We start from the raw sequence: 22,027 nt of genomic DNA on the forward strand, positions 1-22,027 counted from the left end.
AGATGCTTGGTTTTGTTCGATTAGAGAGTCGTGGCCGTTTATGGAGGATCATCATAAATTTTGTTTATTTGGATAATGGCTCTAAGTTTAATAAATGACAAAATGAGAGCGTTTATGTTTTTTCAAAAAATAATTTCACTAGCCACTTGTCTACTTGCCTTGTCTAGTTTTGCTTTGGAGCCTTTTCGCGGTGAGCGTTTATGGGGCTTTAAGGATGATGAGGGTAAGGTAGTTGTGAAAGAGCAATTTTTGGAATGGCGTTCTTTTGTTAAAAAATTAGCCCCCGTTAGGACTGAGGCTGGTTGGGGTTTTATTGACGATAAGGGAGTCATAATAGTTGAGCCACAAGCTCTAGAAGAGCCACGATCATTAGGTAGTCGTACCTACTTCAAAAGTAAGACAGGTGTGGGAATGGTGAACAATGTGGAAGGGAGTTTGGTTTTTCCAGCTATTTATGGGAGTATTAAAAAGTTTGGCGATAAACTATTTTTGTTGAAGAAGGGGGATCTATGGTATGCATCTGACGCCAAAGGTAATTTTATCCTCAGTTCAGGTTTCAGCTTGGTACATGAGTTGAATAAGCAGTTTGTCGCATTTAAAACTGATAAGGGCTGGGGCTTGATAGATCATAGTCCAGCAATCGTAGTTCAGGCGTTCGCCGAAAAAATTGACTCTCCAAAAGGTGAGATGATGCGCTTTAAACAAAATGGCTTGTTTGGCTTTATGGATTTGAGTGGTCAAGTAGCTGTTGCAGCTGAGTATGAAGATGCTACTGAGTTTACAAACTCTGGGGTCGCCTTTGTGAAAAATGGTCAAAACTGGGATAAGATAGATCGTAGGGGCAATGTTTTAAATAGTTCTAAAGCTGGAGCAAAAGAAGATCCCGCCGACTTAGTGGCTCGTTTGTTTAAACGTGAAAATAAAGATACAAAGGTGGATATTTATAATAGTAATAATAATCGTTATAATTACGGTTATCCGTATCCCTATGTCTATCGTCGGGCTTATCACCGTCCAGTTCCTTACAAATCCCCAAGGTATAATAAATATCCTAAAACGAGTTTTGGCTTAGGGACGCATTTATATTTTAGAGATGGTAAAATCCGCGTGGGCGGAGGTCCAAGTATCGGAGTGGGCTGGAGGCTGTAGAGAGCTTCAAATCTCTAAAACTTTGACTAAGCCGACTCATTTATCACAAGAAATCATGTAAGTCTTTTCGAGCTCTAATGGCTCTTTGCTTCTTATGAGTTATTTTTGAAATAATTTTTATTAGGAGAATGCATGAGATTTTTTACTTTATTAATACTATGTCTAAGCTTTTTTGTGAAAGCTGAGCACGCCTCAGATCGAGTTTTAGATTCTGTTGTGACGATGATTGATGCCAAGGCGCAACGAAATCAAATTGATCGCTTTTTTATGGAGCCTAGTGCCGACTTAGATTTGGCCAAGTTCGCCCAAGTTCTCAAACGTATTCAGCAGCATGCTATTGAAGCTACGGTGGAAGGACCAGTTATTTATTATCCTATTAATGAAACGGCAATCTACATGCTAGAGGCCAAGGATGGTTGGAAGTTTGCTCCTTCCGCAAGTCGTCAATTTGATGATATATACAAAGCGGCCTTTAAGTTTTCTACTCCTGAGAAAACGGTTGATTACTATGTGAAAAGTATTTTGGAAAAAGATTATAGTGAGGCACTGCAGTGTATTATCCGTGGCAAGGAAAATTTTCAGTATAAGGATGGCAATTTACCTGAGCAATCGATTTTTGCCTTAGAGAATTTTGCGGTGTTTATGCAGGCTAACCCTTTGAGTACGATGGAGGCATCATCATATGATGTCGATGTATTGCGAACCTATAATTCATCTCTGGGCGAAATTAATTTCGTTTTAGATCGCGGTGATTGGCTCATCACTTCATCCACATCAAAAAATTTGATTCGCGATCATTTTGGTCAAAAGAATGTCAATGATTTAGCTGAAGTACTTCCAGATGAATTGAGTGGAATTATTTTGATGCTCAGAAAAATGCAGTGGCTCTATATTGTCGTTGTGCTATTTTTTGGTTTTGCACTCCAATGGATTTTGACGAAGATTTTACGTCAAACAATTATCAAAAAATATGAACGTCACGGTAGGCTAGTCGCCAGTAAGAAGAGTAATAAGGCTCTTGGTCTATTTTCGATGTCGATGTCCTTTTATTTATTGATTCCCTATGTGGCCGAACCTTCTGATGTCTTGCTCAAGAGTCGCAAAGTCGCTTTTATTCTGGCTTTAATTGCGGGCATCATGGTGATTTCCAAGATCCTCGATTTATTGATGAATGTCTTTTACGACAAAGCTAAAGGAACAGAAACCAAGGTTGATGACGTTCTCATTCCCATGGTGCATAAAGTCTTCCGCTTTATTCTTTATTTTGTCGGTTTCTCTTTTGTGGCAAGCAATATGGGAGTCAATGTCACGAGTATAATAGCCGGTTTAGGTATTGGTGGTGTCGCCCTTGCGCTTGCCGCAAAAGATACAGTCGAGAATGTTTTCGGTTCAATTACTTTGCTTTTTGACCGTCCCTTTGAAGTGGGGGATTGGGTGGTGATTAATAATGTGGAAGGTACGGTGGAGTCCATTGGTTTGCGTTCGACACGAGTTCGCACCTTTTATTGCTCCTTAGTCAATGTGCCTAATGCCAATTTGATTCGTGCCAATGTCGATAACTTTGGACGTCGCTCATATCGTCGAATAAAAACCACTTTGAGTATTACTTACGATACGCCTCCAGAGAAGATTGAGGCGTTTTGTGAGGGGATTCGCGAGGTTATTCGTCAGCACCCGGCAACAAGGAAAGATTACTATCACGTCTACCTAAATCAATTTAATTCTTCCTCGTTAGATATCTTGCTTTATTGCTTTTTAGATGTGAGTGATTGGGCGATCGAATTGCGTGAACGTCAGCGCTTGTTTTTGGATATCATTCGCTTAGCCAATCGTTTAGGAGTTTCTTTTGCATTCCCAACTCAGAGTTTACATATGGTCAAGCCAGAAGATTTATATGAGCCGGAATTGGCAACTAAAGTGGAAAATATTGAAAATTCATATATAGGTGCAAGGCAAAAAGCTAATGAAGTGATACAAGAGAGTGGTAGTTCGCGTCCCCACCCAAGAGCGATTAATTATGCATCCGGGAATGATTACGTACTCTCTGACAAAGGTTAAATATGAAAAAAATTGATAAATCCTCGCATTTAGAATCAGTAAGATATGAGATTCGTGGGCGCGTAGCGAAGGCATCTGAACGCCTTCGTTTAGATGGTGTTAATGTCCTTGAGCTCAATATTGGTAACCCAGGAGTTTTTGGCTTCAAGGTTCCCGATACTATGAATATGGCCTTGATTCGCAATCTAGAAAAATCGGCCGCCTATTGTGCGTCGAAGGGGATTTATTCAGCACGTGAAGCGATAGTGGTAGATACGCAAAACCAGGGTGTTAAGGGGCTCGATATTGATCGCGTTTATCTTGGCAATGGTGTGAGCGAACTCATTCTCATGGCGATGGAAGGTTTACTTAATTTAGATGATGAAGTCTTGCTGCCTTCGCCCGATTATCCCTTGTGGAGTGCGGCCGTGAAGATCTCTGGAGGCCAAGCAGTTTATTACCCATGTGATTCTAGCAATGATTGGATGCCTGACTTAGAGGCGATGGAAGCAAGTATTACAGAGAAAACTCGTGGGATAGTGGTGATCAATCCAAATAACCCAACAGGCGCGGTTTACTCTCGTGAAATCCTTGAAGGAATCGTTGATATTGCACGAAGACATAATTTAATCATTTTCTCTGATGAAATTTATTCGAAAGTTCTATATGATGACAAAGAATTTATTCCCATGGCGACTTTGGCAGAGGATATTTTGATTGTCAGTTTTAATGGTCTTTCAAAATCTTACCGAGCTTGTGGTTTTCGCTGCGGTTGGATGTATCTCACTGGTGCGGTTGATGCGGCTGAGTCATACATTGAGGGATTAGATTTACTCGCTTCAATGCGCTTGTGTTCGAATGTGCCTGCTCAGTGGGCAGTGCAGACTGCTTTGGGTGGTTACCAATCCATTTTTGATTTGTGTTCAGGTGAAGGACGACTGAAGAGACAGCGTGACTTGTGTTATAGACGACTCAATGCCATAGAAGGTGTGTCAGTAGTTAATGCTGGCGGCGCTCTGTATCTCTTTGCTGAACTTGACTTAGATATGTACAAATTTGATAATGATGAAGACTTTGTTTTACGCTTCTTGGAAGAAGAACACGTTTTGTTTGTCCATGGTTCGGGTTTTAACTATGAACGTTCGGCGGCTTTCCGAGTTGTGTTCCTTCCCTATGAAGAGGATTTGCAGCGCGCTTTCGATCGCTTAGAAAAATTCTTAGCTCGCCACCGTCGCAAGTAAATGTTTGAACTTACTTCTTTGGCCAGTGGCTCAAAAGGCAATTGTACCCTAATTGAAAACGATAGCTCGGCTTACATCATTGATTGTGGCTTGAGTTTTAAAAAGCTTTGTGAAAAAATGCAGGCTTTGGGTAAAGATCTCGCTAAACTCAAAGGGATTTTTGTAACTCATGAGCATGCTGATCACGCTTCAGGTGTACGAATCTGTGCAGATAAATTAGATATTGCGGTTTACGCAAATCATGATACGGCTTTGATGCTTAAGCAAAAAAATCGCATGGGCAAAAAATGCGTCATTTTTGAAAACGGTCAAGAGATCTTTTTAGATGGAATGTGTTTTCAGCCCTTCTCGGTTCCTCATGATGCGGTGAATACAGTGGCGTATAAAGTTGAATGCGAAGGTCGCAAGATTTCTGTTTTAACTGATTTGGGAAGCGTTACAGAGTTGGTGATCAATCAAGTTCAAGGCAGCGAAGTCTTGGTGCTTGAATGTAATTATGATCAAGAGATGTTGATGAATTGTGGCCGTCCTTGGCGTACAATTCAACGAATCATGAGTCGCCATGGCCATTTGAGTAATGAGCAAGCAATGGAGCTTTTAGAGCGTTTAATGCATCCAGGATTGAAAGACTTGTATATTGGTCATATATCAGAGGACACGAATGACTATAGCTTGGTCTACGACATTGTTTCAAAGACTTTAGATAAATTAGATCGCAATGATATAAAACCTCAGATCCTGATGCGTCACGGTTTGATGGAGGCCTAAAAAAGCCGCTTGTTAAAAAGCGGCTTAATGAGTTGGTGTCATTGAGGGACTAGGTTAAAAGCTTATCGAGCTCGCAAATAACATCTTTACATGAGAAGGGTTTTCGCACTGTCGCGTCTGCCCCAAATACCTTGGCAGTCTCTAAGTTATCAAAGCCAGAAGAGTAAATTTTTCCCGTGATAGCAATGATCTTTACCTCTGGGAAGAGTTGGCGCATTTTGGTAATGGTTTCTAGACCTTCCATGTTGGGCATGACAATATCCGTAATTATACCGTCCGGTACAAATCCATCTACTAAATTTACAGCTTCTAAGCCATCATCAGCAGTTCTCACAGTGTAACCTTCTTTGTTGAGACAGTCTTTTAGGATTTCTAGAACGACTGGATTATCATCGATCACTAAAATATTTTTATTTGACACTTCCATACAGTAAATCTCTTGCTAAATGTTTACTTTAAAATAAAGACCCTTTCATTGCTATACAATCAAAAAACTTCCTGTGAGGAGGAAAAGCAAGTAAAAAAGACTAAATTTTAATCAACAAGTGATTAAAACAAAAAAATAGCTAAAGAGATCACTCTCTTTAGCTAAGACTGTATTTTGAATTTGAAGTCTACTTTTGAACTAGACCTTCTCGTACATTAAAGTAGTTGGGGAAAGTTTTCTTACAGCATAAAGGATCGAGAATAGTGATCTCTGTACCGAGGCTGAGTATGGCGAAAGCCATGGCCATGCGGTGATCATCGTAAGTCTCGATTTCGCAATTTAAGATTTTCTCTGGAGGATTGATCACTAAGTAATCAGGACCTTCTTCAACAGTGGCACCTGCGCGTTTAAGCTCTGTAGCTACGGCAGTGATGCGCTCAGTTTCTTTAACCTGCCAGTTGGCAATGTTGCGAATAGTTGTAGTGCCTTCTGCGAACATCGCAACAACGGCTAAAGTCATACCCGTGTCAGTCATCGTGTTCATGTCAATATCGATGCCTTTGAGCTTGCCAGTGGAGCTCACTTCGATGAAGTTGTCGCCATAGGTAACGTCAGCACCCATTTGGCCCATGACGCCTGCAAAGCCAGATTCGCCTTGGATACTATCTTTACCGCAACCATAGACGCGGACAGAGCCGTTGATGGCTGCTGCACCTAAAAAGTATGAAGCGGAACCCGCATCACCTTCAACGATGAATTTGCTGGGGTTGATGTACTTCTGTGGAGCTGGCACAGTGAATGTTTGGTAGTTGTCGTTAGTCACTTCAACGCCAAACTTATTCATGAGACCAATAGTCATGTCGACATAAGGCTTGGAAGTGAGGTCGCCATCGATGTTGATCGTGACATCATTTTCTGCTAGAGGGGAAGCGAGAAGAAGTGCCGTGATGTATTGACTAGAAACTGAACCATTAACGCTTGTGAGTCCACCTTTGATACCGTTGGCCTTGATGTTGAGGGGAGGGCATTTGGTGTTGAACTCGTAGGAAATATCGATGTCTAATTTTTGCAGGGCTTCAACGAGGTCGCTAATAGGACGTTCGCGCATACGTGCGTTACCATCAATGACGTAATTGCCTTTACTCGCACAAATAGCTGCGGTCATACTGCGTACTGCAGTGCCAGCGTTCTCTAGATATAAGTTAAAATCGCCGTCGGGTAGTGAGCCGGCACAGCCTTGGAGTTCTACGGTGAGTTCCTCTAAGTCGCGGCTGCAAGGGATATTAAGCGTCTGTAAAGCTTCGAACATGCGATCCACATCATTACTGGAAAGGATGTTCTCTAAAGTGATTTTGCCTTCGCCAAGGGCGGCGAGGAGTAGGCTACGGTTGGAAATGCTCTTTGAGCCGGGAAGTTTAACGGTGCCCTGAATAGAGCTGATTTTCGGAAGGGTGATTTTTTCCAAGGTTCGATTCTCCTAATGGGTAAAGAAAAAAAGGCGGGAAAAATCCCGCCTTTTTTAAAACTTAATTATAGCTTACTTAGCTATAGCAGCTTTAGCTTGTTCAACTAGTGCATTAAAAGCAGCACGGTCGTTAACAGCCATGTCAGCGAGGACTTTTCTGTTAAGCTCGATGTTGAGCTTTTTAAGACCATCGATGAAGCTTGAGTAGTTGCTGTCCTGTTGACGGCAAGCAGCGTTGATACGAGTAGTCCAAAGTTGACGGTACTGACGTTTCTTTTGCTTACGGCCTACATAGGCGTGTTGATTTGCTTTGTCGACGGCGTCCATTGCGTTTCTGATACGCTTAGATGCGCAGCCGTAAAAACCTTTTGCAGCCTTAAGGATGCGTTTTCTTCTAGCTCTTGAAGCTGGGGAATTAGTTGCTCTCATTGATAAATCTCCTTAATTATTTGAGGCCGTAGGGAAGGGCAGCTTTAACAGCATTGAGTTCACAGTCTTTAAGAACTGTAGAAGTACCGAGTCTAGCCTTTCTCTTTGGAGATTTTTTAGTGAGGATGTGGCGCTTACCAGCGCGACAACGAATGTATTTGCCAGTAGAAGTCTGCTTGAGACGTTTGGCCACGCATTTGCGAGTCTTTTGTTTGGGCATCGTTTTCTCCTTGATATTAGAGTTGTACGTAAAATGGCTGATACGGCAGATGCCAGCCGTATGCAGACCGAAAAATTGAGCGGTAAAATAGTGTGGAATTATTTATCCACAAGCAATTATTTTTAAATAATTAAGCTTTTTTTGTACCTGGGGATAATTGCATGGACATATTACGTCCCATGAGCTTTGGTTTAGCCTCAATACTCACTGTTTCACCAAGAGTTTCGATGATTCTTTCCATGAGTGCATCACCGAGTTCTGGGTGAGCCATTTCACGGGCGCGAAACTGTAGAGTGATCTTGAGTTTATAGCCTTTAGCGATGAATTCGCTAGCGTGCTTAAGTTTAGTCTGGAAATCGTGGTCGTGAATATTGACGTGAAATTTAAGTTCTTTAACCTGATTGTTATTCATTTGCTTTTTACGAGCATCTTTCTGTTGCTTCTTTTTTTCGTAAATGAATTTACCATAGTCCATAATACGGACAACAGGTGGTTTAGCATCAGGGGCTAATTCAACAAGGTCAAGACCTTCTGAATTTGCATTAGTGACTGCTACAGAAAAAGGAACAATAGCAATTTCTTGGCCTTTGCTATCGAGTAGGCGAACTTCTTTGCCAGATAATGAGTCAGAGCCCGGCGAGTTAATTAAACGCAATTAGATATATCTCCAGTTTTTTAAAAATGTGTTTTCTAAAGTTACTCAAGACAAAAACTTGTCAAAGTTATTGGAGCTCAATCACCTTAAAAAAGTAAGTTATTTTGATTTAGAGGCTTTTTTACCCTTGTTCCATTGGAAAAATGGCAATAAACCGATGAGGCTAAGGCCGGTAAAGATAATGACGGCAAGCATGACGTAGAAAGCAGCTTGGCTAGTGAAGCCATAACTATGCAAGCCAATCGAGAGTTGGTTAACACCAAACCACGACCATGTCGTGACCGAACCACCAAAAATTGAGAGAAGGGCGATACCGCGCGATCTAGCAATGCCAGCCATTTTAGCGTGTAAGATAATGGCGCACCAAATAACGATGAGTAAAGCGCCATTTTCTTTCGGGTCCCAGCCCCAGAAGCGACCCCATGAGTCATCGGCCCAAAGTCCACCAAGAATCGTTCCGATGAAGCTAAAGAAGATGGCAAAAGCAATCGTTCCGTAAATAGTCGAGTTGAGGATTTTGAAGAGTTCTTTATTATCTTTCTCAGCTTTAAAGAGTGAGTACACGAGTGAGAGGATCCCCGCCATAGCCGCAATATAAGTGGCGGCATAGCCCATGTTGATAGTGATAACGTGGGTCATGAGGAAGAATTTAGTATCGAGAACGGCTTGCATCATTTGCATAGTATCACCGTCGAGGGAGAGTTTGTCAGCAATGTTCAAGGTGATAAAACCACAAACGGCCGCAATGATGTTACCAATACCTCGTTTGAAGAGAGCTTCAATGATGAGCGCGGAGACGACAATCATCCAGCCAATGAAAATGGCAGTTGAGTAGAGGTTGGTAATCGGCGGATAGTCAGAGATGTAAACGCGGGCAACAAGTCCCCAAGTGTGTAGGACTGCAAGTACAGTTAAGAAATGGAGGTTGCAGCGGTTGATCCAAGGTTTGCGGAAGAGCCAAGAGAAGGCACAAAGGATGAAAGCAAGCCCATACCAATGGTAGAGACCAAAGGGATTGATTTTGTTGAAAGTGATTTCAAAGTTGGTTTTGCTTTCAGCCGTTTCCCAAACTTGTAATTCCCCTTCGAGGCGGTGCTCTTGCGAACTGAGTTCAGTAAGCTTGGTGCTCTTTTCGTTTTTGCCCAAGTCTTTATTGGCTTCTGTGGCAATGAATTCTTTCTTGCTTTCTTCGAGTTCTGCCTTAATGGCAGTGAGACGAGTTTGGCGAATTTCTTTATTGATAGTCAAGAACTTATCAATTGCTTCATTAAATTCTTTATATTTGTCGTCGTAAAAATAGTAAAGAGCAACGGCCAATTGTTCCGTGTTGTCTTTTAGGCCTTGGCCTAGAGACAAGCTAGAAGAAATAGAGTGAGCTAAAGTATCCCAGTCGTTCTTTTCGCTATTCTTAATGACGAGTGGCGGATTGAATTTTAGGATGTTTTTATTCATTGCATGGTACTGTGCGATACCTTGTGCGTTGTTCGCAAAACTCGTAGAGAAGGCGTTAGACATGAGGTGGAAGGTTTGAATACGGCGTTCAAAATCAACGAGAGCCGTTTGGTAGGAGTCGCGTTCGCCAGCTTTTAAGTTGCGAAGTTTCTCCATGTCGCCTTGGAGATCTTTGATTTTGTCGGCAAATTCCACAAGTGCATAGCGGAAGCGATGACGATTTTGATCGAGGCCGAGCTTTTCAATGAGCTGAGGGTGAGTAATGCGGAAAACGCGGTGTTCGTAAGCAGCGGGTTTTGCCGAAATAACTTCAAAGAAGAATTGTGCAGGAGGGCGCTTTTCAAAGACTTTGTCTTTTTCCTCGACTTCTTTGTCGCCGTCTTTTACTTCTACTTTGAAAGTTGCGCTCTCACTTAAAAAGACCAAGAAGTTCTGGGCAACAGTGTGGAGTGGTTTAGTTCGGCCTTTGTAGACCATTGGAATCGTGGCAGCTTTCTCTAGGTTGAATTCTTTGCTCTCATCAACTTCTTTTGTTTTTGTGCTGCGAGATAAAGCCATGAATAAACCTAGGATCAAGAGACCTGAGATGGCAAATTGCCAGGCTTTGAAACCAGTTGGTGCAGATTCACGATTGAAAAAGTTTTTCATGAACTTCACGAGGATGAGCAAGAAGTGAATCATCATGCCCCATGCCGCCATGGTGCAAGAGATGTAGGGGAGCATCCAGCCGCTGTTGCGAACAACTTGAAGGACCGTGGTAGATTCGTCTTGACTAAAACTCTGTTGATAGAAAGTTTTGCCATCGAAACGAAGGGGGTTGTTCATCCAGATTTTAACTTCGCGGTCAATGTTGTTTTCAGGATCTTCAAGGCGGATTAAGCTGGAGTAGTTACGCGGCGTATTAGTTCCCATGTAGCGATCGAAACTAAAATCAATGAGGCTGATTTTCGCAGTGTTCTCACTATTACCTTTCAAGTAAGAGCGTTTGTTTCGAAGCATGAGGCGGTATTTTTTGCCATTGACTTCCATTTCTTCAAAACGATTCGGAAGATTGCGGCTAGTGAAGTTGGCGTAAAAATAAAGTGAGAAAGCGCGTGTGCCTAAATCTTTACCATCACGTGAAGTGAATTTAAAGAGGCCGGCGGGTACGTCTTTTGAGCTTCCTAGGCCATCGCTAACTTCACTTTCGTAGATGTGATGAGTCAGGCCGTTACCAGCTGTGGCACCTTCTGTTGGTGCAGGTTGGGTACTCATTTCTGAGTTTTTAAAGAATTTGATAGTCTCAATAGTGAAAGGTAATGATTCGTGATCAATGACATCGCCTGCAGAATTGAACATTGACATGGGGATAGCAGTGGTCTGATTATCGTCGCCTTCAAGCTTTTCGATGACGGCGAGTTCGTAGTGAATGTTATTGTCGAGGTAAGAAGTGCTTTGGCCCTCTGGGATGACCATAGTAGATTCTACAGCATCAATCTTAGTGACTAGCTCTGCAATGAGTAGGAGGAATACTGAAAAGTGGATCAGGACAACAGCAGCTTTTTTCTGACCATAAAGAAACCAACAGGCCACATACATGAAGATGGAGGGAATAAGGCCTTGTGCTAAGCGATAGACGACTCGCATATAGGCGGCACCAACAGTTGAGGAAACTTCTTCGTGGAAATAACCTTTAACAATGGCGAGAGTGAAGAGCAATGAAATGACCGTAAAAACGGCGCCAATAGCGAGGTGCTTTTTATTCTTCACAAGTTTAAAGCGTACTAGGTAAGCTGAACTCAAGTTGATAAATAAGCCGGCCCCAATAAGGAAGCCACCAGGCATGTAGATGTAAGCTTTACTGAGGAAGCCGATATCCCAAGCACGAGGAAAAAAGAGTTTGAGTTCAATTTTGGTGATGTAGGAACGGAAGATTTCGTCTACGACGGTCCAGATTCCAGCGTCCATTTGAGCGAGCGTTCCCGCGAGTACGAGGAACATGGAGAGGGAAAAGAGCGTTATAGTGAATTTTAGTGACGCTAGAGTCTTAAAAAGTTTTTCCATTATTTGAACCTCGCACTAGTAATTAGATTTTTAAATTCAATTAGAGCTTGCTCAGCTTCTGCGGCAGGCCCTTGGAGCTTGAAAAAGATTTTGCTCGTACCTTGAAAGGAAGCGGAGATGAGGATGTCTTTGTCATTGCTGATTTTAATTAAGTCGAGTTCTTTGTCGTCAGCACTCTTGATTTTTTCTATATAATCAGAAGGGTTTTTACCTTTAAGTCCCATTTGATCAAACCACATGTTATAAACTTGTTTCATGGGCATGGGACCTTGCATTTGAGTTATGCTCAGCTCGTATGAGCTATCGGCAATTTTTAATTGGTACTTACCCAGAGACATGGCATTTTGTTTGTCAGTTTGTGTCCATTTATCATTGGGCTTTAGATCTAAACTCTCCAGTTTTTTATCGCCATGTGGATTTGCAGGTTTTTCTTCTGTTGTGCTTGGAGCTTCTGTAGGGGCGGGTTTTGCGTCATTAATTAATTTGACGATGTGGATGCTATTGCCGTGAATATTGAAACTCTTGATTTCATTTTCTTGCTTAGTCGCTGAGCTTAAACCGATTTGACCTTTCCAGCGATTGACATTGGCTTCAATATTTTGTTTAGGTCCAAGTTTAATAAGGCTGATGTCAACTTCTCCAGTTTTATAGGAAGCAATGCGCATACTGGAAGAAGAGGGGACTTCTTTCCAGTCACTTGGGACGGGATATTGAAGTTTGCCAGATTCATCAAAGCTATGGGAGCTAATAACTGAAATTATGTTGTTGGCTTGGTCGCGGATTTCTTGATCTGGTCCGATGAGTTTTAGGAACCAAGTCGCATCGGGTCTTTCGATGATAGCCGCCATGATTGCATTGGCATTGGCAGAAACGCTAGGCATAGCGCCTGATGCAAATGGTGCGCTAGCGTGTGGATTTGTGGATGGAGCCGCTTTCTTACTAGCAGTAAGGTCTTTACGGTCTTCATTGAAAAGAGTGACTTTGTACCAATTGTCTTTTATTTCACTAAGTTCTTCCTCAGTAGGGTCACCACTTAAACCAATTTGTTTTTTCCAGCGAACGACATTGGCCTTAAGGTTTTGACCAGCGGGAAGTTTGGAGAAAGAGATGTCGACTCCGCCTGGAGCATCGAAACTCGCAACACGCATGGAAGAGGCTTGCTTCTTTGTCCAATCCTTTGGGATATCGTAGTGGAGGTGATCACCATGAGAAAGATCTAAAGTCTTGGCAACCAAGTCAAGATTATCAACTTGAGCTTTCACAGATTTGTATGGGCCGATGACTTTAACAAACCAAGTGTACTCTTGAGTATTTGCGATGATCGCAATTAATCCACCATTTTCGTCCTTTGCTTGATTCATCATAAAGGGAGCTCGTGGCGCAGGTTTAGCACTGGCTCCAGGAGTCTCGAGGCTGTGTTCCTTTTCTTTGTAGACGGTAATTTGATCTTTTGAAGTGAAAAGTTTTGGAGATATTACGATAAGTAAAACAATGATTGCAGAAAGTGTGTAAATTAAGTTTTTCATAAAAATTCAGGTATTTTAAATTAATTCAATGCCCCTATAGTACTCGAATCACCCCTAAATCCAAAAGAGATTGAAAACTTATGTTTAAAAAAAAGGACGAAAAGTCTGGTGTGGATATGTCTGACGTCATAAATCACAAAAAAAGTCTTCTCCCTGAGCATCGAGAGAGACCATGGGTGGTTCAGTGGGTTTATTTCACAGTGTTCTTTCTTTTTTTGCTGATGATCTATACAGTTGTGAACTTTTATAACTGATACTCAGTTTATCTTGAATACGACGAGTAACAAAGTTGTTCTTCGTGCTCTAGTTTATTATCGATGATTCAGCTCGATTGCTTTGAGTCCCGAAGTGTTCTATATTCTTTGTACACTGGAAAGGAGAAAGTTATGGCTCATAATCGTATTAAGGAAAGTTGTTCGGATCAGGCAGTTTATTATCTTGTGACTAATCGCATTGCTGGTGGTCGCATGTTATTTCGGGATCAGGAAAAGTATAAGCTCAAGGAGCTACTTTTTGCGGGCTCTGCAAAGCTCAGTTATCAGGTAATTGATTATGTCTTTATGGATAATCATTTTCATCTTTTGATTAAGATTCCACCCAATTCTGAGATGGATGATTTAGAATTATTACAGCGTTATCGGCTTTATAAGCATAACGAAGAAATCGAGTTTATGAATTCTGCTCAGAGGGATGATTTCAGGGAGAAAATTCACGATATTTCTTTTGTGATTGGAAATTTTGAGCAAAGATTTGTTCAATGGTTTAACCGAGAGCATTCATCTTGGGGACGTTTATTTGGTCAAAGGTTTGACTCGGAAATGATTGAGGTTTCGGCTCAGTCAGATTCACTGCTTCGGGTCATGGCTTATATCTCTTTGAATCCAGTTCGTGCTGGAATTGTCAGAGATCCCCAAAATTTCTTTTTCTGTGGTTATGCTGATCGTCTCGCTGGTGGTTCAGTTGGGAATTCAGATCACGGCTTCTTTGATCTCTTTTGTCGTAACATCGAGGCGGAAGACGCTAGAGACAAACAAAGGCATTTTAGGGAGGTTTTTAGAGCTTATATGCTTGGCTTACGTCGTTATAAGAATGCTGATTCGCAAACTTTAGCCGAATTCTTCAGGGAAGTGAATTTATCTGAGGAGTTGGCCTGGGACGATCTCTTTATTCACAAGTGTCGATTCTTCACTAAATGTCTCGTCATTGGCTCTGAGGCCTTCGTTAGGGAGAAACTCTCCAAGTTCTCAGCTAAGATGAAATGGAAGAGAATTCATGAGCCTTATACTGAATCTGAGTGGAATGATATTTATTCCCTCAAGCCTCGAAGGAAATCGGGCTGAATTTAGCCCTCAAATTACCCCCAATACATTCGACTTAATCAGGACGACTTTTAAACCGTCTTGATTGAGTCGTTTTTCTTTTAGCTGCATTTGTACGACTTCGGTTAAGAACTCAGTCTGATTTTTTGATCCATCAGCGACTAAAAGAAAAAATCGGAAATTTGCATCAGATTTGACCCCCTAAACACAGAAAAAGAACCCCCATTTGAGACTCTTTTCGATCAGCCCTTTTCTAAGGCCTGTCCTTTGATTTTCTTTCTAAGGCCTGTCCTTTGATTTTCTTCTAAGGCCTGTCCTTTGATTTTCGTAATCCCTGTAGTGAGTGTGGTAAAGACCTGTGAATGGGTCTTTGTACATGCCGGTCCAGCCGAAGTGCCATGTTTTTTAAATTTACCTAGGTGGAGGAGGGGGCGAAGATCATACGGAGGTTGGAAGGGTAGATATATGGACGCTTTATGCCCTCCGTGTGGTGAGTTTAAGATAGAGTCTTTAGCGATCAAGGCAAATGATTGTCTTTGTGTTTTGATGGAGGGATTAAGGTGCGTGTATTTTAATTTTTTTATGACGAGTTTGATATAAATAAGACAATTATTCCCGTATTTATAATGGGTGCTTGAAAAGTGCTCTGACTTGAGCTTATTTTAAATACGGGTAAAAAAAACGTATTTGTATTGACAGTGCAAATTTTAGTGATAGATATGCGGGCATAAATATAAATGGATTTTCTATGTTTAAATTGAACAAAAAAGTGGAATATGCAATTATTGCTCTTCAGCACATGCAAAATGTGAATGAAGGCGAGATGAGTACCGTGAAAGAAATATGCGAACTGTATGGTGCGCCCTTTGACGTGACTTCACGAGCTATGCAAAAAATGGCTTCTGCAGGAATTTTAAAGTCGATTAAAGGAGCTCATGGTGGCTACTTAATTCAAGAAGACCTAAGTGAACTCAAACTCTTAGACTTAATTGAATCGATTTCGGGAGATATTTCTTTGGCAAATTGCGTCATTGATGCATGTAAATGCGATATGATCTCTTCCTGTAACATAGTGGATCCCATTACTAGGCTCAATGAGCTATTAAGAAAATTTTTCGCTGACATGACGGTCTTGGAACTTCTACAAGGTCGTGAAACTCAGCCCCAAATCAAGGAATTATGTCATGAGTGAAAATGAAGTTTTTACGAGTGCTTTGAGTCAAGAAAAATTCGGTTTTGTTACTGATATTGAAGTTGATTCAATACCCAAAGGCTTAAATGAAGACGTGGTTAGGATCATTTCTGCAAGAAAAGAAGAACCAGAATGGATGCTTGATTTTCGCTTGAAAGCCTTTGCTCGTTGGAAAAAAATGCTTGAGCCCGTGTGGGCAGATTTAGATTATCCCGAAATTGATTTTCAGGATATCGTTTATTATTCGGCTCCTAAGCAAGCTGAAAAGCATGAAAGCTTGGATGAGGTTGACCCCGAATTATTGAAGACCTTTGAAAAACTTGGTATTCCTTTGTCAGAGCAAAAGCGCTTGACGGGTGTGGCAGTGGATGCAGTTTTTGACTCAGTTTCAGTGGGAACTACTCACCAAGAAACTTTGGCTGAACATGGCGTTATCTTTTGTTCTATATCCGAAGCGATAAAAGATCACCCCGAGCTCGTGAAAAAACATATGGCTTCAGTTGTTCCCGTGGGAGATAATTTTTATGCAGCACTCAATTCAGCTGTTTTCACCGATGGTAGTTTTTGCTACATCCCCAAGGGTGTGACATGTCCCATGGACCTATCGACTTATTTCCGTATCAATGCAGCCGAGACTGGGCAGTTTGAGAGAACTCTGATTATTGCAGAAGAGGGTAGTTACGTCAATTACCTAGAGGGATGTACGGCTCCTCAACGCGATGAAAATCAATTGCACGCTGCGGTGGTCGAGATTGTCGCCGAAGAAAATGCAACGGTGAAGTACTCAACAGTGCAAAACTGGTATGCAGGTGATGAGAATGGTGTGGGTGGTATTTATAACTTTGTAACCAAGCGCGGTATTTGTAAGGGAGACAATTCTTTTATTTCTTGGACGCAGGTTGAAGCTGGTTCGGCAATTACTTGGAAGTACCCTTCAGTGATCCTCAAGGGTGATAATTCCACTGGCGAGTTTTATTCTGTGGCTCTTACAAATAATAAGATGCAGGCCGACACCGGTACTAAAATGATTCACATTGGTAAGAACACTAAGTCGACGATTATTTCGAAAGGTATTTCTGCTGATGATTCACGCAATTGTTACCGGGGCTTAGTGAAAATCATGCCAGGTGCTGAGGGCGCAAGAAATTACTCACAGTGTGACTCAATGTTAGTTGGTGATAAATGTAGTGCGAGTACGTTCCCCTATTTGGAAGTGCAGAATAATACAGCGGTCTTGGAGCATGAGGCTTCGACATCGAAAATTAGTGCTGACCAAATTTTTTACTTGCTCTCTCGTGGTATTGATATGGAAGAGGCAATTCACTTACTCGTAAATGGTTTTTGTAAAGAAGTTTTCAAAGAGCTCCCATTAGAGTTCTCGGTTGAAGCAGTGAAGCTGCTAGAAATGAAACTTGAAAACTCAATTGGATAGATTTAAAAAAGGATAATTCGAATGTTAAAAATTAAAAACTTACATGCCAAAGTAGCTGACAAAGCCATCTTAAAAGGCCTTGATTTTGAAGTGAAAGAAGGTGAAGTTCATGCTATCATGGGCCCAAATGGCGCGGGTAAAAGTACTTTGTCAAAAATCATTGCTGGTCACCCAGATTATGAAGTGACTGACGGTAGCATTAGCTACGAAGTTAACTTCAAAGAGAAAGACCTAACTGACATGGAGCCAGAGGATATTGCTCGCGAGGGTGTATTCCTTAGTTTTCAGTACCCCGTAGAAGTTCCCGGCGTATCTAACTTTGCTTTCTTGAAAGCTTCTTTCAATGCAATTTGCCGTCACCAGGGCGTTGCAGAAATGGAAGACGAAAAATTTGTCGATTATGTCCGTGAAAAGATGGATAATCTCAAAATTAAGCGTGGTTTTCTTGATCGCCCAGTGAATGTAGATTTCTCTGGTGGCGAGAAAAAGCGTAACGAGATTTTGCAGATGGCTATTTTGAATCCTCGTTTAAAGCTTCTCGATGAAACGGATTCTGGACTTGATGTTGACTCCATGAAAATCGTTGCGGAAGGAATTAATACGCTACGTAGCAAGAATAGTTCAACAATTTTAGTGACTCATTACCAACGTTTACTCGATTATGTTAAGCCTGACTATGTTCACGTTTTGGCAGAAGGTAGAATTGTGAAAACTGGTGGACCTGAGCTCGCTTTAGAAGTTGAAGAAAAAGGTTATGACTGGTTGGTCAAGTAGGCGATTATGACCCAGTTACCCAAAGAATTTCTTAACCAAGAGCTGATCAATTCAGAATCGGGAACTTGGCTTAGCGAGTTTCGCAAAAGCCATGCTGTGAAAGTATCTGAATTAGAGTTTCCTGGTCGTGCTAATGAGCGTTGGAAGTACACGCCTTTGCGTGGCGTTCTTGAGCTCACTTATCAAAGCGCTAGTAATACTCAAGTCAATGAAGATCAGTTAAAAGCTCATCGACTTGAAGGTAGTATTGAACTCGTATTTATTAATGGTGCTTTTTCTGAAGAGCTCTCACTAATTCCGTCTGAACTTCCAAGAGGCTTTTCTGTTTTGCCCGTATCGCAGGCTTTAAAGAATGACTTAGCCCACGATGTTCAAAATATACTCGAGTATGAAGTCGACGAGCAAGAAGATGTTTTTGAGACTCTCAACAAAAGCTCATTTCGCGATGGTGCCTTTATAAAGGTTGCTAAAGGCGCATACAGTGAAACTCCGATTCATATTTTAAATTTCAGTAGTGCAGAGCAAAGCGCCGTCAATTTTTCTCGTCACCTCATTTACTTAGAAGACGGTGCACTTGCGACAGTCATCGAGAGTTGTGTCAATCAAGAAGGCGAAGTTAAGCACATTAATAATGTGATGACTGATATCGTTCTGCAAGAACGCTCAGTTTTGACTTACAGCCGCTTACAAGATGAGAGCGAAAGTTCAGTTAATGTCTCAGCTTTAAGAGCTCGTGTAGGTGCTGATGCTAAGTTCAATTCATCGGTCTTTTCTTCCGGTGCAGCTTTAAGTCGTCATTTCATGGATGTGGAACTCAATGGTAAGCATGCGGAGACGGACTTACTCGGATTGTTCACCACCAAAGGTGAAATGCACGCCGACAATCGTGGAATTATTCGCCACAATGTACCTGAGTGTGAATCGAACCAACTTTATAAAGGCGTTTTGGATGATAATTCACGTGGCGTTTTTAATGGTATCGTCAATATCGCTCGTGACGCTCAGCTCACAAACGCATCACAAATGAGTCGCAACCTACTTTTAAGTAGGAAAGCACGAGTGGATGCCAAGCCAGAACTCGATGTTTATGCAGATGATGTAAAAGCCGCTCATGGTGCTGCTATTGGACAATTGAGTGATGCCGAGTTGTTTTACTTGCAGACTCGTTGTATCTCTCGTGAGGAAGCGATTCAGATGCTTATCAAGGGTTTTATGCACGAAATCATTGATAAAGCTCCAGCAATTTTAAAGCCAAAACTCGATGTGATTTTTGATAATTATTTCGATGGCGAGGATATTCTTACATGCTAGATATCGAAAAAATTCGCGCGGATTTTCCGATTTTAGAAAGGCAAGTTCACAAAAAGACTTTGGCTTATCTCGATAATGGTGCGACAACCCTAAAACCAAATCAGGTGGTAGGTGAAATCGAAAAGCATTATAAAGAAGAGTGTTCCAATATTCACCGTGGTATTCACTGGTTAAGTGAACGCGCTACAGAAGCCTATGAAGCTAGCCGTGAAAAAGTTCAAAAACTTATTAATGCTGAAAGTACGGATAATATCGTCTTTACCAGTGGTACAACTGCAGGTATTAATTTAGTCGTGCAGAGCTATGGTCGCAGTGAACTCAATGCTGGTGATGAAGTGATTATTAGTGCCATGGAGCATCATTCCAATATTGTGCCTTGGCAGATGTTGCGCGAGGAAAAAGGCATTGTGATTAAAGTTGTTCCCGTTCTCGAAGATGGCTCTTTGGATATGGAGAGTTTTTACAATTTGATCAGTGAAAAGACTAAGTTTATCTCCATCATGTATGTTTCCAACGTCCTTGGTACGATTAATCCCATGCAGGAAATTTGCGATAAGGCGAATGAATTGGGTGTTCCTGTACTAGTGGATGCGGCTCAAGCTATTGCTCATATGCCCGTAGATGTTCAAAAACTCAACTGTACTTTCATGGTTTTTTCAGCTCATAAAATGTACGGCCCCACGGGTGTTGGCGTTCTTTACGGTAAGGCAGAGTATTTAGAAAAAATGCCTCCTGTCAATGGCGGTGGCGATATGATACTCTCCGTTAGTTTTGATAAGACAGTTTATAATGTGGCGCCTTATAAATTTGAAGCTGGTACTCCAAATATTGCCGGAGTTATTGGCTTGGGTGCGGCTGTTGATTATTTGCAAAGTTTTAATTGGCAAGAAGTCGAAGCCCGCGAAGAAGAGTTGATTGCTTATGCTCACGAAAAGCTTGAGAAAATCCCTGGTTTAAAAATTATTGGAACCGCAAAAAATAAATCGGGAGCCGTTTCTTTCACAATGAAAGATATTCACCCCCACGATATCGGTACTATTGTCGATCGTTCAGGCGTGGCTATTAGAACGGGGCATCACTGTGCGCAGCCACTTATGGAATCATTTGGTATTGTGGCGACAGCGAGGGCATCCTTCGCGATTTATAACACTAAGGAAGAAGTGGATCAATTAGCAAAGGCACTTGAAAAAGTTCAGGAGATCTTTGCGTGAAGAACCAACTCTATCAGCAGACCGTCTTAAAACACAATCGCGACCCTCGCAATTATGGTGTGATTGAAGACTGTAGTCACCATGCAGAGGGCTTTAACCCCCTTTGTGGTGATGAAGTTAAGGTGTATATGCAGGTAGAGGATGATCTTGTTAAAGCGATTCAATTCACAGGCAAGGGCTGTGCCGTGTCACAGGCATCAGCTTCGATAATGACCACTGCTTTAATAGGTAAGAGCCTTGATGAAGCTATGGCTCAATTTGACGAATTTATGAAAATGGCTTCTGGAGAAAAACAGGATCCTCAAGGTGAGATTGCGGCTTTCGCAGGAATTAGCCAATTCCCTTCGCGAGTTAAGTGTGCAGTTTTGTCTTGGCAAACTTTTAACGCAGCCCTAAAGGCTGTAGATAATACTATTTCGACGGAATAATAAAATGGATTTAAAATATTTTACACAGCCTACGCCTAACCCCAATGCGGTTAAGTTTATTCTCAATGTAGATGTGATTACTAAGGGGCGTGTTTCTTACTCCAAAAAAGAAGATTGCCACAACAATGATTTGGCCGCGAGTTTATTTGCCATTGAGTGCATTGCACAGGTGCACTTTTTTGAAAATGTGATCACTGTGACTCAAAACGGAGATATGTACTGGGAAGAGTTGGAAGATGCTGTGATTGCTTTGTTGCAGGATGGCATAGATAAGCATGATCCCGAGTTCCAAGTAGGTGAAGACGAAGATGAGCGCCGTGCCAAACTAAGTCCAGAAGTCCGTCAGATTGAAGATATTTTAGATCGCACCGTTCGTCCAAGTTTACAAGGAGATGGCGGTGACCTAATGGTTTTGGGCTATGATCTTGAATCAAAAATCTTAAGAGTTATGTACGAGGGCGCATGCAATAGTTGTGCGAGCTCAACAACAGGGACTTTGATGGCCATTAAATCGACTTTAAAAGCGGAATTTGATCCCGATATCGAAGTAGCAGTTATAGGAGAAGAACTATGAAAGATTTGATCGAACTGACTGAGAAAGCAAAAGAGCATGTTTTAGAGTTAATTAAGAAAGAAGAAGCTGGCAAAGGTTTGCGCTTAGGTGTAAAAGGCGGTGGTTGTTCTGGTTTGTCTTATTCAATTACTTTTGATGAGCAGAAGGAACGCGATAATATTTTGAATTTCGAGGGCTTTGAAGTTCTTTTAGATCCCAAGTCAGCCGTTTATCTCAAAGGTATTGTGTTGGATTACGATGATAGTTTAGAGGGTAAAGGTTTTATATTTGTGAATCCTAATGCCTCTAATACATGTGGTTGTGGGGAATCATTCTCTATTTAGCTTTTGATAGAGGGTTTTTAAATGCCTGATTTCATTGGCTTTTAACACAAA

General features: G+C 41.6%; 21 protein-coding genes. 13 read left to right on the forward strand and 8 right to left on the reverse strand.

Annotation, left to right across the window (positions count from 1 at the left end; all coding sequences use genetic code 11):
• Positions 1–114 precede the first annotated feature (114 nt).
• From PQO01_RS13225 to PQO01_RS13240, 4 genes are all read left to right on the forward strand, one after another.
• Positions 115–1,149 carry a WG repeat-containing protein gene (locus tag PQO01_RS13225; RefSeq protein ID WP_274314538.1) on the forward strand — a complete coding sequence of 345 codons (1,035 nt, stop codon included), beginning with the start codon at positions 115–117 and terminating at the stop codon, positions 1,147–1,149.
• Between the two features lie 132 nt (positions 1,150–1,281).
• Positions 1,282–3,207 (forward strand): mechanosensitive ion channel family protein, encoded by a 1,926-nt coding sequence (locus tag PQO01_RS13230; RefSeq protein ID WP_274314539.1) that lies wholly within the window; start codon positions 1,282–1,284, stop codon positions 3,205–3,207.
• A gap of 2 nt (positions 3,208–3,209) precedes the next feature.
• Positions 3,210–4,427, forward strand: coding sequence for a pyridoxal phosphate-dependent aminotransferase (locus PQO01_RS13235; protein WP_274314540.1), 1,218 nt, complete (start codon positions 3,210–3,212; stop codon positions 4,425–4,427).
• The gene (locus PQO01_RS13240) at positions 4,428–5,195 is read left to right on the forward strand and encodes an MBL fold metallo-hydrolase (RefSeq protein ID WP_274314541.1); all 768 of its coding nucleotides are present in this window, start codon (positions 4,428–4,430) and stop codon (positions 5,193–5,195) included.
• 49 nt (positions 5,196–5,244) lie between these two features.
• On the opposite strand, the gene PQO01_RS13245 is transcribed toward PQO01_RS13240, so the two are convergent.
• The 7 genes from PQO01_RS13245 to PQO01_RS13275 form a co-directional block, all read right to left on the reverse strand.
• Positions 5,245–5,622, reverse strand: a complete 378-nt coding sequence (locus PQO01_RS13245; RefSeq protein ID WP_274314542.1) for a response regulator — start codon at positions 5,620–5,622, stop codon at positions 5,245–5,247.
• Positions 5,623–5,809: 187 nt separating this feature from the next.
• On the reverse strand, positions 5,810–7,087 hold the full coding sequence (gene aroA / locus PQO01_RS13250) for a 3-phosphoshikimate 1-carboxyvinyltransferase (protein ID WP_274314543.1): 1,278 nt from the start codon (positions 7,085–7,087) through the stop codon (positions 5,810–5,812).
• Between the two features lie 72 nt (positions 7,088–7,159).
• A complete protein-coding gene (rplT, locus tag PQO01_RS13255; protein WP_274314544.1) occupies positions 7,160–7,516 on the reverse strand; it encodes a 50S ribosomal protein L20 in 357 nt (118 codons plus the stop codon).
• A 16-nt stretch (positions 7,517–7,532) separates the two neighbouring features.
• Positions 7,533–7,736 carry a 50S ribosomal protein L35 gene (gene rpmI, locus PQO01_RS13260; RefSeq protein WP_274314545.1) on the reverse strand — a complete coding sequence of 68 codons (204 nt, stop codon included), beginning with the start codon at positions 7,734–7,736 and terminating at the stop codon, positions 7,533–7,535.
• Between the two features lie 130 nt (positions 7,737–7,866).
• Positions 7,867–8,391 carry a translation initiation factor IF-3 gene (gene infC / locus PQO01_RS13265; RefSeq protein ID WP_274314546.1) on the reverse strand — a complete coding sequence of 175 codons (525 nt, stop codon included), beginning with the start codon at positions 8,389–8,391 and terminating at the stop codon, positions 7,867–7,869.
• 99 nt (positions 8,392–8,490) lie between these two features.
• Complete coding sequence (locus PQO01_RS13270) at positions 8,491–11,886, reverse strand: cytochrome c biogenesis protein (RefSeq protein ID WP_274314547.1); 3,396 nt, start codon at positions 11,884–11,886, stop codon at positions 8,491–8,493.
• Positions 11,886–13,412 carry a hypothetical protein gene (locus tag PQO01_RS13275; protein WP_274314548.1) on the reverse strand — a complete coding sequence of 509 codons (1,527 nt, stop codon included), beginning with the start codon at positions 13,410–13,412 and terminating at the stop codon, positions 11,886–11,888. Before PQO01_RS13275 ends, PQO01_RS13270 begins: the two co-directional genes overlap by 1 nt.
• A gap of 386 nt (positions 13,413–13,798) precedes the next feature.
• On the opposite strand from PQO01_RS13275, the gene PQO01_RS13280 reads away from it, so the two are divergent.
• Positions 13,799–14,752 (forward strand): transposase, encoded by a 954-nt coding sequence (locus PQO01_RS13280; RefSeq protein ID WP_274314550.1) that lies wholly within the window; start codon positions 13,799–13,801, stop codon positions 14,750–14,752.
• A gap of 221 nt (positions 14,753–14,973) precedes the next feature.
• Here the strand turns inward: PQO01_RS13280 and PQO01_RS13285 are convergent, their stop codons facing one another.
• Positions 14,974–15,252, reverse strand: a complete 279-nt coding sequence (locus PQO01_RS13285) for a hypothetical protein (protein WP_274314552.1) — start codon at positions 15,250–15,252, stop codon at positions 14,974–14,976.
• 227 nt (positions 15,253–15,479) lie between these two features.
• Here PQO01_RS13285 and PQO01_RS13290 point away from each other — a divergent pair, with 227 nt between their 5' ends.
• From PQO01_RS13290 to PQO01_RS13325, 8 genes are read left to right on the forward strand one after another with little or no spacing between them, the layout of a single operon-like run.
• On the forward strand, positions 15,480–15,923 hold the full coding sequence (locus tag PQO01_RS13290; protein ID WP_274314553.1) for an RrF2 family transcriptional regulator: 444 nt from the start codon (positions 15,480–15,482) through the stop codon (positions 15,921–15,923).
• Positions 15,916–17,355: a Fe-S cluster assembly protein SufB gene (sufB, locus tag PQO01_RS13295; protein WP_274314554.1), complete on the forward strand. Its 1,440-nt coding sequence runs from the start codon at positions 15,916–15,918 to the stop codon at positions 17,353–17,355. Before PQO01_RS13290 ends, sufB begins: the two co-directional genes overlap by 8 nt.
• Before the next feature lie 21 nt (positions 17,356–17,376).
• Complete coding sequence (sufC, locus tag PQO01_RS13300) at positions 17,377–18,129, forward strand: Fe-S cluster assembly ATPase SufC (protein WP_274314555.1); 753 nt, start codon at positions 17,377–17,379, stop codon at positions 18,127–18,129.
• Positions 18,130–18,135: 6 nt separating this feature from the next.
• Complete coding sequence (gene sufD, locus PQO01_RS13305) at positions 18,136–19,440, forward strand: Fe-S cluster assembly protein SufD (protein WP_274314556.1); 1,305 nt, start codon at positions 18,136–18,138, stop codon at positions 19,438–19,440.
• Positions 19,434–20,651 (forward strand): cysteine desulfurase, encoded by a 1,218-nt coding sequence (locus PQO01_RS13310; RefSeq protein WP_274314557.1) that lies wholly within the window; start codon positions 19,434–19,436, stop codon positions 20,649–20,651. The genes sufD and PQO01_RS13310 overlap by 7 nt, the downstream gene beginning before the upstream one ends.
• Positions 20,648–21,079 carry a Fe-S cluster assembly sulfur transfer protein SufU gene (gene sufU, locus PQO01_RS13315; RefSeq protein ID WP_274314558.1) on the forward strand — a complete coding sequence of 144 codons (432 nt, stop codon included), beginning with the start codon at positions 20,648–20,650 and terminating at the stop codon, positions 21,077–21,079. The genes PQO01_RS13310 and sufU overlap by 4 nt, the downstream gene beginning before the upstream one ends.
• 4 nt (positions 21,080–21,083) lie before the next feature.
• Positions 21,084–21,653: a NifU family protein gene (locus PQO01_RS13320; RefSeq protein WP_274314559.1), complete on the forward strand. Its 570-nt coding sequence runs from the start codon at positions 21,084–21,086 to the stop codon at positions 21,651–21,653.
• Positions 21,650–21,976, forward strand: coding sequence for a HesB/IscA family protein (locus PQO01_RS13325; RefSeq protein WP_274314560.1), 327 nt, complete (start codon positions 21,650–21,652; stop codon positions 21,974–21,976). Before PQO01_RS13320 ends, PQO01_RS13325 begins: the two co-directional genes overlap by 4 nt.
• Positions 21,977–22,027 lie beyond the last annotated feature (51 nt).

The organism is Lentisphaera marina (assembly GCF_028745505.1).
Classification (GTDB): domain Bacteria; phylum Verrucomicrobiota; class Lentisphaeria; order Lentisphaerales; family Lentisphaeraceae; genus Lentisphaera; species Lentisphaera marina.

Bases quoted from the DNA above. Each gene is read 5' to 3' on its own strand.
- PQO01_RS13275 (WP_274314548.1), bottom strand. From the start codon at position 13,412: ATGAAAAACTTAATTTACACACTTTCTGCAATCATTGTTTTACTTATC.
- PQO01_RS13245 (WP_274314542.1), bottom strand. From the start codon at position 5,622: ATGGAAGTGTCAAATAAAAATATTTTAGTGATCGATGATAATCCAGTC.
- rplT (WP_274314544.1), bottom strand. From the start codon at position 7,516: ATGAGAGCAACTAATTCCCCAGCTTCAAGAGCTAGAAGAAAACGCATC.
- rpmI (WP_274314545.1), bottom strand. From the start codon at position 7,736: ATGCCCAAACAAAAGACTCGCAAATGCGTGGCCAAACGTCTCAAGCAG.
- PQO01_RS13230 (WP_274314539.1), top strand. From the start codon at position 1,282: ATGAGATTTTTTACTTTATTAATACTATGTCTAAGCTTTTTTGTGAAA.
- PQO01_RS13310 (WP_274314557.1), top strand. From the start codon at position 19,434: ATGCTAGATATCGAAAAAATTCGCGCGGATTTTCCGATTTTAGAAAGG.
- PQO01_RS13280 (WP_274314550.1), top strand. From the start codon at position 13,799: ATGGCTCATAATCGTATTAAGGAAAGTTGTTCGGATCAGGCAGTTTAT.
- PQO01_RS13325 (WP_274314560.1), top strand. From the start codon at position 21,650: ATGAAAGATTTGATCGAACTGACTGAGAAAGCAAAAGAGCATGTTTTA.
- PQO01_RS13240 (WP_274314541.1), top strand. From the start codon at position 4,428: ATGTTTGAACTTACTTCTTTGGCCAGTGGCTCAAAAGGCAATTGTACC.
- PQO01_RS13270 (WP_274314547.1), bottom strand. From the start codon at position 11,886: ATGGAAAAACTTTTTAAGACTCTAGCGTCACTAAAATTCACTATAACG.
- PQO01_RS13320 (WP_274314559.1), top strand. From the start codon at position 21,084: ATGGATTTAAAATATTTTACACAGCCTACGCCTAACCCCAATGCGGTT.
- PQO01_RS13235 (WP_274314540.1), top strand. From the start codon at position 3,210: ATGAAAAAAATTGATAAATCCTCGCATTTAGAATCAGTAAGATATGAG.
- sufC (WP_274314555.1), top strand. From the start codon at position 17,377: ATGTTAAAAATTAAAAACTTACATGCCAAAGTAGCTGACAAAGCCATC.
- PQO01_RS13290 (WP_274314553.1), top strand. From the start codon at position 15,480: ATGTTTAAATTGAACAAAAAAGTGGAATATGCAATTATTGCTCTTCAG.
- sufB (WP_274314554.1), top strand. From the start codon at position 15,916: ATGAGTGAAAATGAAGTTTTTACGAGTGCTTTGAGTCAAGAAAAATTC.
- sufD (WP_274314556.1), top strand. From the start codon at position 18,136: ATGACCCAGTTACCCAAAGAATTTCTTAACCAAGAGCTGATCAATTCA.
- PQO01_RS13225 (WP_274314538.1), top strand. From the start codon at position 115: ATGTTTTTTCAAAAAATAATTTCACTAGCCACTTGTCTACTTGCCTTG.